This is a genomic window from Hyphomicrobiales bacterium, assembly GCA_016125495.1.
Lineage (GTDB): Bacteria > Pseudomonadota > Alphaproteobacteria > Rhizobiales > RI-29 > RI-29.
Genome location: WGLQ01000005.1, coordinates 83305 through 100523 on the forward strand (window position 1 = coordinate 83305; position 17219 = coordinate 100523).

Here is a 17219-nt window from a genome sequence, read left to right on the forward strand (position 1 = left end):
GCAATGCTACCTATGTTCTCTGTAATCGTGAGGGTGCGTCGTGCGCGTGCGCGACGGCACCCCTGGCGGCGAAGGAACCTCAATGAACTCCAATTTTCGCAACCTCGCCATCTGGCTGATCATCGGCCTCCTGCTGATCGCCCTCTTCAACCTCTTCCAGAATTCGAGCCAGCGCGTGCGGGCGGCCGAGATCGGCTATTCGCAGCTGCTGAGCGAGGTCGAAGCCGGCAACATCAAGGATGTCGTGGTGTCCGGCCAGCGGATCAGCGGCCACTATGTCAGTGGCGGTACGTTCCAGAGCTATGCGCCGGACGATCCCAAACTGATCGACAGGTTGCACGAGAAGGGGGTGCGCATCGAAGCGCGTCCGACCGAGGAAGAGGGCATGACGCTCCTCTCGGTGCTGATCTCCTGGTTCCCGATGCTGCTGCTGATCGCCGTCTGGATCTTCTTCATGCGCCAGATGCAGTCGGGTGGCGGGCGCGCCATGGGCTTCGGCAAATCGAAGGCCAAGCTGCTCACCGAACGGCACGGCCGTGTGACGTTCGCCGAGGTGGCGGGAGTCGACGAAGCCAAGGAGGACCTGCAGGAGATCGTCGAGTTCCTTCGTGATCCGCAGAAGTTCCAGCGGCTGGGCGGCAAGATCCCGCGCGGCGCGCTGCTGGTCGGCCCTCCCGGCACGGGCAAGACGCTGATCGCGCGCGCCGTCGCAGGCGAGGCCAACGTGCCGTTCTTCACGATTTCGGGCTCCGATTTCGTCGAGATGTTCGTTGGTGTCGGCGCCAGCCGCGTGCGCGACATGTTCGAGCAGGCCAAGAAGAATGCCCCCTGCATCATCTTCATCGACGAGATCGACGCGGTCGGGCGCCATCGCGGTGCCGGTCTCGGGGGCGGCAACGACGAACGCGAGCAGACCCTCAACCAGCTGCTCGTCGAGATGGACGGGTTCGAATCGAACGAGGGCATCATCCTGATCGCCGCCACCAACCGGCCGGACGTGCTCGATCCGGCGCTGCTGCGGCCGGGTCGGTTCGACCGCCAGGTGGTGGTGCCGCGCCCCGACATCCTCGGACGCGAGAAGATCCTCAAGGTGCACGTTCGCAAGGTGCCCCTGGCGCCCGACGTCGACCTCAAGGTGATCGCGCGCGGCACGCCCGGGTTCTCCGGTGCCGATCTCGCCAACCTCGTGAACGAGGGCGCATTGCTCGCGGCGCGCCGTGGCAAGCGGCTGGTGACGCAGAGCGAGTTCGAGGACGCCAAGGACAAGGTCATGATGGGCGCGGAGCGGCGCTCGATGGCGATGAGCGAGGAAGAAAAGCGCCTCACCGCATACCACGAGGGTGGCCATGCGCTCGTTGCCATGTATCAGCCGGCGTCGGACCCGGTGCACAAGGCGACCATCATCCCGCGCGGTCGCGCGCTCGGCATGGTGATGCGTCTGCCGGAGCGCGATCTCGTCTCGGTGACCAAGGCGCGCCTCAAGGCCGATCTCGCCGTCGCGATGGGCGGGCGTGTCGCCGAGGAGATCATCTTCGGCGACGACAAGGTTACGTCCGGGGCCAGCCAGGACATCAAGATGGCGACGCAGATCGCCAAGGCGATGGTGACGCAATACGGCATGTCCGAAAAGCTCGGCCCGCTCGCCTATGGCGACAACGAGGAGGAGGTCTTCCTCGGTCATTCGGTCTCGCGCACGCAGAACATGTCCGACGAGACGCAACTCCTCGTCGACAGCGAGGTGCGGCGGCTGGTCGAGGAGGGCTACAGCGAGGCGCGCCGCATCACCGAGACGCACCTCGATCAGCTCCACACCATCGCCAATGGTCTGCTCGAGTACGAGACGCTGTCGGGCCAGGAAATCCGCGATCTGCTCGACGGCAAGCCGCCGATCCGGGACACGGGCGAGGATTCTTCGGGTGGTCCGCGCGCGACCACGGTGCCGACCGCCGGGCGGCCGAAGTCGCAGCCGGGCGGCACTGGCGGCATGGAGCCTCAGCCGACCTGAGCGCGGCTTCTTGCCGAGTGCGAGCGGGGCCACGTCACACGCCTCCCTCGAGCCGTCACGATCCGAGGTCGTGACGGCTCGGGAAAACCTTGGGGGTGATGCGACGATCGGCCCGACGCATCGACCTGTTGCACGCCTTGCGCCCATCCTTTCCCCGTCGAGGGGGAAGGAACCGCACGATGGCGGGGATCGGACGGCATCACGTTCCGCGGCACCGTGTTCGATCCCGGACTGAACTGTTCCTCGAGGGGCAAGCAATGAGGCGACGCTTCTATCTGCGCCCGCTCCCGCTCGCCGGCTTTCACCGCAGCCGCTACGATCCCGAGCGCACCGAGATCATCGAAAAGCTCGCCGGGCGCGACGACCTCGGCTTCACCCACCTCGAGCTGATCGACCGCACCCCTGCCGGCGCCTTCGCCCGCATCCTGCTGGCGAGCTGGGGCCAGGGCGGCTTTTCCAATGAGGACTGGTACCATCCGCCGTTCGACGGTGCCGACCTCTGGCGTCAGTTCGACCGTCTCATCGAGCCGCGTCCAGCGGTCGGCGGGCTCGCGATGGACCACCCGCATCTCATGGGCATCGTCAACGTGACGCCGGACAGCTTCTCGGACGGCGGCTCGTTCTCCTCGACGGCAAGCGCCATCGAACACGGGCTGCGGCTGGCGTCGGAAGGGGCCGCGATTCTCGATGTGGGAGGCGAGTCGACGCGGCCCGGCTCCGATGCCGTTCCGCTCGAAACGGAACTCGCCCGCGTCCTGCCGGTCATCGAGGGGTTGGTCGGCAAGACGGGGGCCATCATCTCCGTCGATACGCGCAAGGCCGAGGTCATGCGGCGGGCGATCGCAGCGGGCGCCAGTATCGTCAACGATGTCTCGGCGCTCTCCCATGATCCTGCCGCCCTCGAGACCGTCGCCGAACTCGGCTGCCCGGTGGTCCTCATGCATGCCAGAGGTGATCCCAAGACGATGCAGGACGATCCGCGGTACGACGACGTGCTGCTCGATGTGTTCGACTATCTGGAAAGCCGGATCGAGGCCGCGACCGGTGCCGGGGTCGAGCGCGCGCGCATCATCGTCGATCCGGGTATCGGCTTCGGCAAGACGCTGGAGCACAATCTCGAGCTGATCGCCGGCATGACCGCTCTCCATGCGCTCGGCGTCCCCTTGTTGATCGGGGCCTCGCGCAAGCGCTTCATCGGCACGATCAGCGGCGTCGCGAATGCCGGCGAGCGGGTGCACGGTTCGGTGGCGGTGGCGCTGGAGGCGGCCCGGCAGGGGGCGCAGATCCTCCGCGTGCACGACGTCGATGCAACCCGCCAGGCACTGGCCGTTATGCGGGCGGTCGAGGCTGTCTGACGGGCGAGCGCTCCACCGGCGGGACGGTCGTGATGCCTGCGGGAGCAAGCGGCGGGCATGCAACGCGGCGTGGCGCTGTAACGGGGCGATACACGAATTGATGCAAGGCGTCGGCCGGGCGGAGTATCCTGCGGCCGCGAGGGCGGTGTGCCGATTCGGCCCCGTCGGGCCCGGCGATTGCATGAGCCACGGGCGAGCAGGGGATCGGCGGTTGAGGCGAGCTACCTTGGGGCGAACGACGATGAGCAGGAAGTTCTTCGGCACCGATGGCATTCGTGGCGAGGCGAACACGCCGCCGATGACCTCCGAGGTCGCGATGAAAGTCGGCATGGCGGCCGGCAAGCTCTTCATCAACGGCGAGCACCGTCACCGGGTCGTGATCGGCAAGGATACGCGGCTCTCCGGCTACATGATCGAAAGCGCGATGGTCTCCGGTTTCACGGCCGTCGGCATGGACGTCTTCCAACTCGGGCCGATGCCGACGCCCGCCGTCGCCATGCTGACGCGCTCGCTCCGGGCCGACCTCGGCGTGATGATCTCGGCCTCCCACAACCCCTACAACGACAACGGCATCAAGCTTTTCGGGCCCGATGGGCACAAGCTGTCGGACGAGACGGAGCTGCGCATCGAGGAATTGATGAGCGGCAACACGGGCGATCTTCTCGCCCCGGCGACGAAAATCGGGCGGGCCCGCCGCGTCGACAGCGCGCTCGAGCGCTATATCGAATTCGCCAAACGCACGCTGCCGCGCAATCTGAGTTTCGAGGGCATGCGCGTGGTGGTCGATTGCGCGAACGGGGCGGGCTACAAGGCCGCGCCGCTCGCGCTCTGGGAACTCGGCGCCGAGGTCATCTCGATCGGGGTCGAGCCGAACGGCACCAACATCAACTCCAAGTGCGGCTCGACGGCGCCCGAGGCGCTCTGTGAGAAGGTGCGCGAGGTCCGGGCCGACATCGGCATCGCGCTCGACGGTGATGCAGATCGCGTCATCATCGTGGACGAGCGCGGCCAGATCGTCGATGGCGACCAGATCATGGCGGTGATCGCCGAGAGCTGGCAGCGCCGCGGGCGACTCGCATCCGGTGGCGTCGTGGCGACCGTGATGAGCAACCTCGGCCTCGAGCGCTACCTCGAAGGGCTCGGCCTCAAGCTCGAACGCACACCGGTCGGCGACCGCTATGTCGTCGAGCACATGCGCAAGCACGGCTACAACGTCGGCGGCGAGCAGTCCGGGCACATCGTGCTGTCCGATTTCGCGACCACGGGGGACGGTCTCGTCTCCTCACTGCAGGTGCTGGCGGTGCTGGTGCAGAGCGGCAAGCCGGTGAGTGAAATCTGCAAGCGCTTCGACCCGCTGCCGCAGCTCCTGCAGAACGTGCGCTACGAAAAGGGCCGACCGCTGGAGGATAAAGCGGTGCGCGCGGCGATCGACGAGGGCCAGCAGAAGCTCGGCAAGTCCGGCCGGCTGGTGATCCGCCCGTCGGGGACGGAGCCCGTGATCCGCGTCATGGCGGAAGGTGACGACGAGGCGCTGGTCAAGGCGGTGGTCGGCAGCATCGTCGGCGCCCTGAAGCGCTGCTCGGCCGCCGCCTGAGGCGGCTGGGAGGCGGCCGATTCGGCCACGCGACCCCGCCGTTCGCGAGCATCGGGAATTGCGCACCGCCGCCGGTTCCGGTGGCGGTTTCGTTTTGTTTTCCACCAAGGGATCGGGCGACCGGTGCATCCGCCCGGAGCACCCGTGTGCGATCGTTCCGAAATCGTACGCCGCGTAACCATCGCTTAATGGCTCTGCCTCATAGTCCTCAGCTGAAACAGTATGGCCAGTGGCCGCGTACCGTGACGCCGGGGGAACCGGCATTCGACTGAGCAGAGGACAGACCCATGAACAAAATGCGTTCGGTTGTCGTCGGTGCGGTGTTGTTGGTCGGCTCGACGGCCGGCGCAACCGCTGCCGACCTTTGGGTGCCGGCAGGCGGCATGAAGGATGGATATGGGACGCCCGTCCCGCACTCCGTCAGCATCGCGGATGGTGCCCGCTGGTACCTGCGTGGCGATATCGGCTACGTCTGGAACAACGACGATGCGCACGCCTATGCGCGTGACCAGTATCTTACCGGCGTGCACCATGAGCTGAACAACCTCGATATCGAGGATGTTTGGAGCTTCGGCGGCGGCATCGGCTATTATTTCTCTCACAATTGGCGCATGGACCTGACGGCCGACTGGCGCCAGTCCGCAAAGCTGCGTGGCACGACCAACGACAGCCACGCGACTTACGATCCCTTCAACGACAACGACATCGACAACGACGGCAACGTCGACACGTTCGTTGCTCCGGGCGCTCCGTTCACGGGCAACCCGGCCGGCAGCATCTCCCCGCTCGCGGTCTACGATTGGGACCGTGACGGCGACGGCATCGCCAACCGTCTCGCCCACGGCGGTATCACCTACGAAGTGCAGGATCCGGCGACCGGCGAGTTCGTCAGCGTGCGCACGCACATCGGCGGCAACTACGAGTACGGCATCCAGACCTCGCTCTACATGGCCAACTTCTACTATGACTTCGGCGGCCATTCCTACAGCGGCATGAAGGATGGCGGCGGCAGCGCCGAAAGCTGGCTGCGTCCCTACCTCGGCTTCGCCGTTGGTCTGGCGCACCACAAGATCGACCGTGGCCTCGTTCAGGCGGTCTGCACGTGCGGCCAGGGCGAACTCGATGGCGACAGCGAGCTCGAGGCGGCCTTCGCGGTGATGGCCGGTGTCTCGCGCGAGCTGCGCAGCGGTCTGAAAATGGACCTCGGCTACCGCTTCACCTACATGGGTAACGTCGCAACCAGCGCCACGGTCGCCCAGACCTACTCGCGCACCAACACCAACAACGACGTCACCTACAACTACAACGTCGACGTTCAGCAGCACACCGAGGATCTCACGAGCCACGAGATCCGCTTCGGTCTGCGCTACGACATCTGGTAAGCGGTTCCCGTACCCGAGGACTGCAAACCGACTGCGAACACATGCGGCGGGAGGGGACCCGGTTCCCCTCCCGCCTTCGTTTCGTGCCGCCGCTTCGTGCCGGGGCACGGCGGGCATGCGACGAAGGAGCGCATTGACAGCGAGACGAGGGGGCCCTACCACCCTTCTCGGGCCACGCCTCCCCAACGAGGCGCGACTATCTGTGAGGGTAGGACAATGACACTGCCGATCCGGCCGGCCATGCGCCCGGCCGACCCCCGATTTTCATCCGGGCCATGCGTCAAGCGCCCCGGGTGGGATGCGGCGCGGATTTTTTCCCAAGACCCCTTGACGACGTCGCTCGGACGTTCGCACCGCGCCAAGGCTCCCAAGGCGCGCATCGTGGAGGCAATCGAGCGCACGCGGGCGCTGCTCGGCCTGCCGGACGGATATCGCCTCGCGATCGTACCGGCGTCGGATACCGGCGCTTTCGAGATGGCGATGTGGACCATGCTCGGGGCGCGGGGTGTCGATGCGCTCGCCTGGGAAAGTTTCGGTGCCGGCTGGGTTTCCGACATCCGCAAGGAGCTGAAGCTCGCCGACGTCCGTGTTCTCGAGGCACCCTATGGGGACCTCCCGGACCTCCGGGCAGTCGATTTCGACCGAGACGTGGTCTTCACCTGGAACGGTACGACCTCGGGCGTGCGCGTACCGGACGGCAATTGGATTGCCGGGGATCGAAAGGGGTTGACGTTCTGCGATGCGACGTCGGCAGCCTTCGCGCAGGTGATCGACTGGCCGCGCATCGACGTTGCAACCTTCTCCTGGCAGAAGGCGCTCGGGGGTGAAGGTCAGCACGGTATGCTGGTGCTCTCGCCGCGGGCGGTCGAGCGGCTCGAATCCTACACGCCGGCCTGGCCCGTGCCGAAAATCTTCCGTCTCACCAAGGGCGGCAAGTTGATGGACGATGTGTTCGAGGGGGCGACGATCAACACACCGTCGATGCTGTGCGTCGAGGATTATCTCGACGCCCTGACGTGGGGGCAAGAAATCGGCGGTCTCGCGGCGCTGACCGGGCGGGCGGATCGAAATGCCGGGGAGGTTGCCGCCTGGGTCGAGCGCACGCCCTGGGTCGGTCATCTCGCGCGGGTGCCGGCGACGCGTTCCAACACCTCGGTCTGCCTCGAGGTCGTGGACCCGGAGGTGACGAGGGTCGATGCAAAGGCGCGTGCGGCCTTCGCCAAGGACCTTGCCGCGCTCCTCGAAAGGGAGGGTGTGGCACTCGACATCGGCGCCTATCGCGACGCGCCGCCGGGTCTGCGGATCTGGTGCGGCTGCACGGTCGAGCGTTCGGATGTCGCGGCGCTGCTGCCTTGGCTCGACTGGGCGCACGCGGTTTGCCGCGCCCGGCTCGCGGGCAGCTGACGCCGGGCAAACCACCGCGGTGGCCAGGTCCTCGGCCGGGCCGCGTGAAGCCACATCCGGGCGGGCCCCGGCATTCTCCAGATTCTCGCCTTCGAGAGGAAAACAATATGGCGCCTCGTGTCCTCATTTCCGATCAGCTCTCGCCGCGTGCCGTCGAAATCTTCCGCGAGCGCGGTCTCGAGGTCGATTTCCGGCCAGGACTCGACAAGGACGAATTGCTCTCCATCATCGCGGAGTACGACGGGCTCGCGATCCGTTCGGCAACGAAGGTGACCGACAAGGTCATCGCCGCCGCCAGTCGGCTCAAGGTGGTCGGGCGGGCCGGGATCGGCGTCGACAACGTCGATGTCAAGGCCGCGACGGCGCGCGGCATCATCGTCATGAACACGCCTTTCGGCAACTCGATCACCACGGCCGAGCACGCGATCACGCTGCTGCTCGCGCTGGCGCGGCAAATCCCGGCGGCCGACCGCTCGACGCGTGCGGGCAAGTGGGAGAAGAACCGTTTCATGGGCGTCGAGATGACGGCCAAGACGCTTGGCATCATCGGCTGCGGCAATATCGGTTCGGTGGTGGCGAGCCGGGCGCTCGGGCTCGCCATGAAGGTCGTCGCCTTCGATCCGTTCCTTTCGCCGGAGCGGGCGATCGAAATCGGTGTGGAGAAAGTCGAACTCGACCAACTCCTCGCGAGAGCCGACTTCATCTCCCTGCATACACCGCTCACCGAAAAGACCCGAAACATCCTCGATGCCGCGGCACTCGCACGCACGCGCAAGGGCGTGCGGATCGTCAACTGCGCGCGCGGGGGACTGATCGACGAAGCCGCGCTGCTGGCGGCGATAGAGGCGGGGCACGTGGCGGGCGCGGCGCTCGATGTCTTCGCCGAGGAGCCGGCGAGGGACAATCCGCTCTTTGCGCGCGAGGAGGTGGTGGTGACACCCCACCTCGGGGCCTCGACGCTCGAGGCGCAGGAGAACGTCGCCCTCCAGATCGCGGAGCAGATGTCCGACTTCCTGACGAGCGGGGCGGTGACCAACGCGCTCAACATGCCCTCGATCAGCGCCGACGAGGCCCCGCGCCTTCGCCCGTTCGTGCGCCTTGCCGAGTGGCTCGGCTCGTTCGCCGGACAGCTGACGCAGTCGAGCATTCTCGGGGTGCGGATCGAATATGCCGGCGATGTCGCCGAGATGAACGTCAAGGCGTTGACGGCGGCGGCTCTCGCCGGGCTGCTGCGCCCCTCGCTCGCGGAGGTCAACATGGTCTCGGCACCGGCCATCGCGCGCGAGCGGGGGATCGCGGTCGACGAGGTGCGCCAGTCCAAGCGCGGCGCCTTCGATGCCTACATTCGCCTCACCGTGCGCACCGCCAACCAGGAGCGTTCGATCGCTGGCACCGTATTCTCGGACGGCCAGCCGCGCATCATCCAGATCAAGGGCATCAACATGGATGCCTCGTTCGCGCCGCACATGCTCTACGTCACGAACCGTGATAAGCCGGGGTTCATCGGGGCGCTCGGAACGCTGCTCGGTAAGTCGGGCGTCAACATCGCTTCCTTCAATCTCGGGCGGGCGGCGCCGGGCGGGGACGCGATCGCGCTCATCGAGGTCGATGGCGCGCTGCCCGAAGGCGTGCTCGAGGCGATCATGGAGATCGAACACGTGGTGCAGGCCCGTCCACTCGTGTTCGACGTCATCTGACGAGCCGGCGGCGTACCGCCGCTGGCGAGATTTCGCGTGCTGCTCACGGTCGCCCAACCGCCCTTCGGTTGGACTCGTCGGCGGGCGCGCAATCGCCTAGGCTCGCGGCGTGTGCGGCGATTCCCGCCGCCGTTGGCATGAGGCGGTATTGGAGGCTCCATGGCCGAGGAGACGGGCGGGCGGCCCTCGCAACCGGTGCAACGCAAGGCCGACCTCGCGCTCGAGGCGCAGAAGGCGGCAGCCCAGGGCCAATGGGCCCGAGCGCGCGCCCTGTTCGAGCAGGTGATCGAGGCCGACAAGCGCGACTACGATTCGCGTTTCAAGCTGGGGCTCGTGTTGCAGCGGGTCGGCGATCTCGGCGGTGCGGCGGTGCGCTTCAGCGAGGTGCTGCGGTTGTCGAGCGAGCATGTCGACGCGGGTCAGCGGCTCGCCGGCATTCTGGCGCTCGGGCGGCTCACCTATCCGGGTCTGCTCGATGCGGCAGGGCTCAAGGCGGGCTTGCGGCTCAAGGGCGTCGACCATCAACCGATCGCGGAAGCGGCATTGGCGCATGCCACATCGGACGGTCCGCTCGCCGAGGCGATGGCGGCCCCAGACGCCGAGCATGAACGGGCGGCGTTCGGGCTCATCGAGCGGCGAATGTCGGCTGCGCTCGACAACGAATTGTTCCTGCTCGGCCTTTCGGAAGGCGTCAATCGCGACCTCAAGCTCGAGCGGTTGCTCACTGTGCTGCGCCGCAAAGTGCTGCTCGACCTTCCCGAGGAGCGGCTCAACGATCGCGCGCTGCAGGCGTTCCTCACAGCCCTGGTGCGCCAACTGACGCGCAACGAATTCATCTTCGCGGAAACGAGTGCGGAAAGCGAGGCGCTGGCGCGACTCGAGGCGCCAGCCACGGAACTGGCTTCCGGCTCGGCGACGGCGGCCGTGGCGCTCGCCAATCTGGCGCTGTACCGGCCAATCGACCATCTTCTGCGGGGCCTCTCGTCGGCCGAGATCGAAGGGCTGAAGCCGCGCTGGCTGCGTGATCTGGCGCGCGAGGAACTCGATGCCGCGAACGGAGAGCGGCGGCTCGCGGCAAAGATTCCCAATCTCGGGCCGATCGCCGACGACGTCTCGAGGCGCGTCGCACGCCAGTACGAACACAATCCCTATCCGCGTTGGCGAAGCCTCAACATGCCCCAGCCGCTGAGCGGGCTGCGGAACCTTCAGCGGATCGCCTCGCCCGCGCCGATGCGCTTTGCCCAGGCGCCGTTCGATGTGCTGGTCGCGGGCGCGGGCACCGGGCGCGAGGCGATCCAGGCCGCCGTCGGCTATGGTCCGAACGCGCGCGTCCTGGCGATCGACCTCAGCCTCGCGAGCCTCGCCTATGGCCAGCGCATGGCCAATCGGCTCGGAGTCGACAACCTGTCGTTCGCCCAGGCCGACCTCATGTCGTTCGACGACGGCGGGCGCAGTTTCCAGATCATCGAGGCGGTCGGCGTGCTGCACCACATGGGCGATCCGATCGCCGGTTGGCGTTCGCTCGTCGAGCGGCTGGCGCCCGGCGGTTACATGCTGGTCGGGCTCTACAGTGCAATATCGCGCGAGCCGATCCTGGCGCTGGGGCTCGAGCCGGATTTTCCCGGAGCCGGGTGCAGCGATGCCGAGGCGCGGGCCTACCGCCAACGTCTGATCGCACAGAACCCCGACATCCCCGGCGGCAAGCTCGCGCGATCGAAGGATTTCCATACCCTGAGTTCGTTCCGCGACCTCGTCCTGCACGAGAGCGAGCAGCCATTCACCATTCCGGACATCGAACGCGCGCTGGAGAAGCTCGATCTGAATTTCCTCGGCTTTGCCGCGAGTGGCTTCGTGCGCCAGGGCTTCGCGAAGGCCTATCCGGAGGAGAAATGGCCGGGGCGGTTCGCGAGCTGGGAGGCGTTCGAGAAGGCGAACCCGGGGGTGTTCAACGCGATGTACCAATTCTGGTGTCAGAAGCGGCCTGGGTGAGAGGTATATCGCCCTCGACGATGCGATGCCCGATTGCCGCCGTGGTGCAGGTCTAACCATGAACCACGCGCGGCTGCGGCGCGGAACATCGAGACCAATGGAGCGTTCCCCGATGCGATTGTCTGCGAGACGGATTGGCTTCCTGGTAAGACCGACCTTGGCCGCCTTCATCATCGCCGGTCTCTCAGCGGGGCTCGGCACGATGGCGCAGGCCGACGAAATCGGCATCGAATCCGAGATCGATTCGGTGACCGTTTTTCCGACCGGGGCGGAGGCGCGGCGGCTGGCAAAGGTGAAGCTGCCGGCCGGCGAGCACGTGCTGGTAATCGATGATCTGCCGGCCGAGGTGATCTCCGGATCGGTGCGCGTCGAGGGTTCGGCGACAGGTGGCCTCAGACTCGGCGCCGTGGATACCGAAGTGCGCTACGTCATCGGGGACGACGCCGAGCGCGAGCTGGACGCCAAGACACGCAAGGCACTCGAGGACGAAATCGAGAGGCTGAGCGACGAATTGCAGTCGCTGACCGACCGCTTGAACGTCGCCGCGACACAGCGCTCGCTCATGGTCAACCTCGCGAGCGGTGGCGTCATCGCCAAGGGCCAGGGGCTCGGTGAACATCCCTGGGGCATCGAGCCGGCACGGCTCGGCGAACTCTATCAACTCATCGGCGAGCGCATGAGCGAGGCCGACGGGGTCATTCAGGCGACGCGCATCGCGCAACGCAAGATCACCGAGCGGATCGACGAATTGAGACGCCAGCTCGAAAGCGAGCCGCCACGCGAAGAGCAACGTACCGTGGTGCACGTCCAGGTCGTTGCGCTCGCTGAACTCGAGGCGGATTTGAGCATCCGCTACCAATTGCAGAGCGCCAGCTGGCAGCCGCAATACGAGGCGCGCATGTCGACCGAGGCGGCGAGCGGGGCGGCCGGGCTGCAGCTCGTGCGGTTCGCGAACATCCAGCAGGCGACCGGCGAGGACTGGCGCAACGTCGCCCTGACGCTCTCGACGACGCAGCCGGCGCGCGGCACCTCGGCGCCCGATCTGCCGTCACTGCGCCTCGAGTTCGAGCCCGAGCAGCCGCCGGCACCGGCGCCGACCGCCATGCGGATGCGGCCGCGGGCGGGCGGTACGCTCAGCATGGAGGATGCGGTGGCCCCGGAAGCCGCGGGCTACGCACAGGTCGGTGCCGCGGCGCCCGTGAGCCAGCCGGCGGTGCAGATCGAAGCGCGGATCTCCTCGAGTGCATTCCAGGCGAGCTATGGCATCCCCGGGCGAACGACGGTGGCAACGAGCGGCGCGGAGCGGCGCGTGCGGATCGATGCGGTGAGCCCGGAAACGGAGCTGGTGCGGCGAACCGTGCCCTCCCTCTCGCCCGCCGTCTATCTCTATGCGGACCTCACCGTGCCGGCGGATGTCCGGCTGCTCGAGGGGCCGGTGTCGCTGTTTCGTGACGATGTCTTCGTCGGTGCCGGCTGGATGCCGCAGCTCGCTGCCGGCGCAAAGCACAAGCTCGGTGTCGGCATCGACGACGGCATCACCGTGCGGCACAACGAGACGGAGCGCACGGCCGGCGAGAGTGGCACCTTCTCGACCTCCAAAACGGAGATCAATCGTTTCAAGATCACACTCGAGAACCGCCATGCCGTGCCGGTCAAGGTCTGGGTGGTGGACCGGGTGCCGGTGCCGGGTGACGAGGCCATCAAGGTGGCACTCAAGGGAGCGGCGAACAAACCGTCCGAGCGCGACCTCGACAATCTACCGGGCGTCATCGCTTGGGAGATCGAGGTTGCAGCCGGAAAAACGGGCGAGATCGAATTCGGTTACGATCTCAGCTGGCCAGCCGACAAGCGACTCGTGCGCCTGCCCGGCGGACCGATCCAGCTGCGCTGACGGGGCGCGGGCGGGGCAAAATCGCGTGTGGCGGTCGAGGTGATCGGCCGCCACACCTCAACGTGCTCGGCGGGCCGCCTCGACGAGGCGGATGATCATCGGCGTCAGGATGAGCTGCATGGCGAGGTCGAGCTTGTCGCCCGGGATGACGATGGAATTCGCGCGGCTCATCCAGCTGCCGGGGATCATCGTCACGAGGTAGGAAAAATCGATCCCCCGCGGATTGCGAAAGCGGATGACGACGAGGGATTCGCCCGCCGTCGGAATCCAGCGCGCGATGAAGGGGTTCGAGGTGTCGACGATCGGCACGCGCTGGAAATTGACGTCGGTCTCGGTGAACTGCGGGCAGATGACGTGCACGTAGGCGTGCATGCGGCGCAGGATCGTGTCGGTGACGGCCTCGGTGGAATAACCTCTCGTGGCGCGGTCGCGGTGGATTTTCTGTATCCACTCGAGGTTGATGACGGGGACCACGCCGATGCGCAGGTCGGCCTGGCTGGCAATGTCGATGCCATCGGCGCGTAGGGCTCCGTGCAGCCCTTCATAAAAGAGCAGATCGGTGTCTTCGCCAATTTCCTCCCATTCGGTGAAGGAGCCCTCGGCAATCGCGAGCTGGGCGGCCTGGGCGGCGTCGTGCGCGTAGCGGCGCGAGCGGGCGCGGCCGGTCTCGCCGTAGCGGCGCAGTTGCGCCTCGAGTACATCGAGGATGTTCGCCTCGATCGAGAAGTGGCTGAATGTCAGGTCGTTTCGTGCGGCACGGTGCGCAAGCTCCTCGGACATGCTCTGGCGGTCGTAGCGGTGGAACGCGTCGCCTTCCATCATCGCCGCCCGGATGCCCTCGCGGCGGAAAATCTGCTCGAAGGTGTGGCGAACGGTGCTCGTGCCGGCGCCCGAGGCGCCCACGACCGTTATGATCGGGTGGCGGACCGACATGGCTGGCCTCAGGAGTGGAAAAGACCGCGCGAGACGAAAAGGGGCGAGCAGCGGCGGGCGTGGAAGGGATCGTGGTGGTAGCGCTCGATGCTGCTCACTTCCTCGCGCGAGCCGAGCGCCACGGGAGCGTGCTCGAGGATCGCGCTGGGCGTGCGCTCGAGCAGCGGGGCGAGCCCGTCACTCGCCCGGCCGCCGGCCGCCTCGGTCACGAGGGCGAGGGGGGTGGCCACGTGGACCAGGGCAAGGCCACCGGCGACGGGCGCCGAAGGAGCGCAGCAGGGAAGGAAGAGTACGCCGCCGGCCTGGAGGATCCCGTGCAGTTCGCCGGCTGGGGAACCGGACCAGCGCAGCGCATGCTCGCGGCCGTGCGGGCCAGGCGAGCCGGCGAGACAATCCTCGAGGTAGGTGCGGGCGGGCGTCGGCCAGAGGCGCTCGCACGAGATGTCGGAGGCGAGCCGGTTCGACGTCGGCGGAATGGCGGGTTGGCCGGCGGTTGGAACAAAGCGACCCGTGAGGCGATCGAGGTGGAAGCAGTGGAGGCGGCCCGCGACGGCCATCACGAACGCGGTGCGCGCGCCATAAAGTACATAGCCACCGGCAAGATGGTCGCGGCCGGGCCGCAGGAACGGTGCCCCGGGTTCGGCGATCTCGTCGCGTGGGTGATCGGCAGTGATCAAAAAGAGGGTCGCCGCCCCGTCGGCGCTGGCGGGGCTGGCCAGGGTCAACGGGGTCAAGGCGACGGCATAACCGGTCGCGGGTGCCTTCGAGTGCGACAGCCGGCCGTCGGGCCAGGCGATGACCGAAACCGGGGCGGCCGCGAGTGCCTCGGCGAAGATCGCATGCGGGCTCGCCGGATGGTCGCCACACGGTGCCGTGCGTTCGCTGGGCGGCAGGGTGCCATCGGCGAGGAGATCGGCCACGAGCCGGCTCGCCTCGGCCAGGGCGAGGGCAACGGCGAGGGCGGCTGGCGCGCCGGCCGCATCGAATGCCATGCGCAACCGCTCGCCGAGGTCGCCGGACCTGTCGATCCCCGCACCGCGCGCGTTGTTGTCGCGTCGCTGCTTTCGGTCACTCAATGAGCAACTCCCGCTGTCGATCTGTGCCTAAAGTATGATCCTGTCGTGCCAACGCACAAAAGGAAACCGTGATCTTTGCAGGGCGGGGAGCGGGGCAGGTGATGGTGGAGTTGGGAATCGCTGGCCGGTCCGGCCAAGCCCGCCGCGGCGCCCGTCAGCGCGCCAGCTCGCGCAGTGCGAGGCGGATCAGCTCTTTTTCCGGCGCGTCATCGCCGGCCTTCTGGCGGGCGGCGGCGACGGCGCCGGAGGCCTGGGCCTGCTGGTAGCCGAGATTGACGAGGGCGGAGACGGCGTCGGCGGCCGCCGAGCCGCCTGGTGTTGTCGGGAGCGCCACGTGGGTGCCCGACGGCAAGGTCATTCCGGCAGCGGTGAGGGCGGGGGCCTTGTCGCGCAGTTCCGCGACGATGCGCTGGGCGAGCTTGGGTCCGACACCCTGGGCCCGCGCGACCATGGCCTTGTCCTGGACGGCGATGGCGGTTGCCAGTTCGCCGGGGGCGAGGACACCGAGGATCGCGAGCGCGGACTTCGCGCCGACCCCTTGAACCGACTGGAGCAGGCGGAACCAGCGGCGCTCCGTCTCGCTTTCGAAGCCGAAGAGGCGGATCATGTCCTCGCGCACGAGCGTCTCGATGGCGAGGCTGGCCTCCTCGCCGACCTCGAGACGCGCCAGCAGCCGGGTGCCGCAGTGGACCTCGTAGCCGACCCCGCCGACGTCGAGGATCACGAAGTCCTCGCCGAAGCTGTCGACGCGCCCTCTGAGCTTGCCGATCATCCGGCGGCCCCCGCTGCGAGAACGCCATGGCGGGCCGCAAGGGCCCGGGCGCCGCGATGGTTGGCGTGGCAGATCGCGATGGCGAGGGCATCGGCCTCGTCGTCGCTCTCGGGGCGGGCGCGCGGCAGCAGGATCTGAAGCATGGCGTGGATCTGGACCTTTTCGGCGTGGCCGCTGCCAACCACGGTTTTCTTGATGAGGTTCGGAGCGTACTCGGCAACCGAGAGGCCGGCGAGGGCCGGCACGAGCAGCGCAATGCCGCGCGCCTGACCGAGCTTCAACGTCGCCCGGGCGTCGCGGTTGACGAAGGTTTCCTCGACGGCCGCCTCGTTCGGGCGATGCGCGCGCACGATCCCGGTCAGGCCCTCGTGGAGGGCGCGAAGGCGAACGGCCAGCGGGTCGCCCGCGTCGGAGGTCACGCGCCCACTCGCGATGTAGCGCAAGCGGACCCCGTCGCTCTCGATGATGCCCCAGCCGGTGCGCCGGAGGCCGGGGTCGATGCCGATGATGCGTGTGGCAGCCTGCATGACGTTCCCCCCGAAGTGCGTCGCCCGACCGGCGCATGCGGGACCACCTTAGAGTGATTTGCCCGTCCGCGGCGAGCCAGTGCCTTGTTCGAGGGGCTTGAAAAGGCAACCGGATCACCGGAGGGACGGCGGCCGCAGGACGATGAAATCAGGTTTCATTTGCAATTCGCTAGACGGTCTTCGTCGGGCCGTCCCGCACGAATTCGTCTGGGCTCTCCATTCCATCGTCACAACGGGCGGCCGAGGATCGGCGCTCACGGATGGAACCAAAGCTCTAGGAGACCTCAGATGATCCGCAAGATCGCAGCTTACGCCTTCGTCACCGCCTCTTCGATGCTGGTTGCTGGTTCGGCCTTCGCCGGCTGCGTGACCTACGTGCCCCGCTACTACGGCTGGTGAGCCGGCGCTGAGCGCCAAGGGGGACCGGGTTGGTCCCCCACCCCTGGATTGCACGAGACCCGATCGAAACCCCACCCTTCAAGGAGACTTCCGATGATCCGCAAGATCGCAGCTTACGCCTTCGTCACCGCCTCTTCGATGCTCGTCGCTGGTTCGGCCTTCGCCGGCTGCGTCACCTACGTGCCCCGCTACTAC

At 67.3% G+C, this 17219-nt stretch carries 12 protein-coding genes; 8 read left to right on the forward strand and 4 right to left on the reverse strand.

The annotated features are described in order from the left end of the window. The first annotated feature begins 82 nt into the window (after positions 1-82). The 8 genes from hflB to GC150_05085 all read left to right on the forward strand — a co-directional run bounded on the left by hflB (position 83) and on the right by GC150_05085 (position 13317). A complete protein-coding gene (hflB, locus tag GC150_05050; protein MBI1384257.1) occupies positions 83-2005 on the forward strand; it encodes an ATP-dependent zinc metalloprotease FtsH in 1923 nt (640 codons plus the stop codon). 257 nt (positions 2006-2262) lie between these two features. Next, entirely contained in the window at positions 2263-3360 is a 1098-nt protein-coding gene (gene folP, locus GC150_05055) for a dihydropteroate synthase (GenBank protein MBI1384258.1), read from the forward strand. A 241-nt stretch (positions 3361-3601) separates the two neighbouring features. Further along, complete coding sequence (locus GC150_05060; protein ID MBI1384259.1) at positions 3602-4954, forward strand: phosphoglucosamine mutase; 1353 nt, start codon at positions 3602-3604, stop codon at positions 4952-4954. A gap of 287 nt (positions 4955-5241) precedes the next feature. After that, positions 5242-6336, forward strand: a complete 1095-nt coding sequence (locus GC150_05065) for a hypothetical protein (GenBank protein ID MBI1384260.1) — start codon at positions 5242-5244, stop codon at positions 6334-6336. A gap of 216 nt (positions 6337-6552) precedes the next feature. Then, entirely contained in the window at positions 6553-7740 is a 1188-nt protein-coding gene (locus GC150_05070; GenBank protein ID MBI1384261.1) for a phosphoserine transaminase, read from the forward strand. Between the two features lie 107 nt (positions 7741-7847). Further along, positions 7848-9437, forward strand: coding sequence for a phosphoglycerate dehydrogenase (locus GC150_05075; GenBank protein MBI1384262.1), 1590 nt, complete (start codon positions 7848-7850; stop codon positions 9435-9437). Between the two features lie 159 nt (positions 9438-9596). Then, positions 9597-11426, forward strand: a complete 1830-nt coding sequence (locus GC150_05080; GenBank protein MBI1384263.1) for a methyltransferase domain-containing protein — start codon at positions 9597-9599, stop codon at positions 11424-11426. 25 nt (positions 11427-11451) lie between these two features. Next, positions 11452-13317: a mucoidy inhibitor MuiA family protein gene (locus tag GC150_05085; GenBank protein MBI1384264.1), complete on the forward strand. Its 1866-nt coding sequence runs from the start codon at positions 11452-11454 to the stop codon at positions 13315-13317. A 57-nt stretch (positions 13318-13374) separates the two neighbouring features. Here GC150_05085 and GC150_05090 read toward each other — a convergent pair whose 3' ends face one another. The 4 genes from GC150_05090 to ruvC form a co-directional block, all read right to left on the reverse strand. Further along, positions 13375-14250, reverse strand: a complete 876-nt coding sequence (locus tag GC150_05090; GenBank protein ID MBI1384265.1) for a phosphoribulokinase — start codon at positions 14248-14250, stop codon at positions 13375-13377. 8 nt (positions 14251-14258) lie between these two features. Then, positions 14259-15326: a hypothetical protein gene (locus GC150_05095; protein MBI1384266.1), complete on the reverse strand. Its 1068-nt coding sequence runs from the start codon at positions 15324-15326 to the stop codon at positions 14259-14261. Between the two features lie 154 nt (positions 15327-15480). Then, positions 15481-16098: a Holliday junction branch migration protein RuvA gene (gene ruvA, locus GC150_05100; protein ID MBI1384267.1), complete on the reverse strand. Its 618-nt coding sequence runs from the start codon at positions 16096-16098 to the stop codon at positions 15481-15483. Next, entirely contained in the window at positions 16095-16625 is a 531-nt protein-coding gene (gene ruvC / locus GC150_05105) for a crossover junction endodeoxyribonuclease RuvC (GenBank protein MBI1384268.1), read from the reverse strand. The genes ruvA and ruvC overlap by 4 nt, the downstream gene beginning before the upstream one ends. Between the last annotated feature and the right edge of the window lie 594 nt (positions 16626-17219).

What these genes read in the sequence shown, in the direction of transcription:
- ruvC (MBI1384268.1), bottom strand. Translation starts at nt 16,625, where the DNA reads ATGCAGGCTGCCACACGCATCATCGGCATCGACCCCGGCCTCCGGCGC.
- GC150_05080 (MBI1384263.1), top strand. Translation starts at nt 9,597, where the DNA reads ATGGCCGAGGAGACGGGCGGGCGGCCCTCGCAACCGGTGCAACGCAAG.
- GC150_05060 (MBI1384259.1), top strand. Translation starts at nt 3,602, where the DNA reads ATGAGCAGGAAGTTCTTCGGCACCGATGGCATTCGTGGCGAGGCGAAC.
- ruvA (MBI1384267.1), bottom strand. Translation starts at nt 16,098, where the DNA reads ATGATCGGCAAGCTCAGAGGGCGCGTCGACAGCTTCGGCGAGGACTTC.
- GC150_05075 (MBI1384262.1), top strand. Translation starts at nt 7,848, where the DNA reads ATGGCGCCTCGTGTCCTCATTTCCGATCAGCTCTCGCCGCGTGCCGTC.
- GC150_05085 (MBI1384264.1), top strand. Translation starts at nt 11,452, where the DNA reads ATGCCCGATTGCCGCCGTGGTGCAGGTCTAACCATGAACCACGCGCGG.
- hflB (MBI1384257.1), top strand. Translation starts at nt 83, where the DNA reads ATGAACTCCAATTTTCGCAACCTCGCCATCTGGCTGATCATCGGCCTC.
- folP (MBI1384258.1), top strand. Translation starts at nt 2,263, where the DNA reads ATGAGGCGACGCTTCTATCTGCGCCCGCTCCCGCTCGCCGGCTTTCAC.
- GC150_05065 (MBI1384260.1), top strand. Translation starts at nt 5,242, where the DNA reads ATGAACAAAATGCGTTCGGTTGTCGTCGGTGCGGTGTTGTTGGTCGGC.
- GC150_05090 (MBI1384265.1), bottom strand. Translation starts at nt 14,250, where the DNA reads ATGTCGGTCCGCCACCCGATCATAACGGTCGTGGGCGCCTCGGGCGCC.
- GC150_05070 (MBI1384261.1), top strand. Translation starts at nt 6,553, where the DNA reads ATGACACTGCCGATCCGGCCGGCCATGCGCCCGGCCGACCCCCGATTT.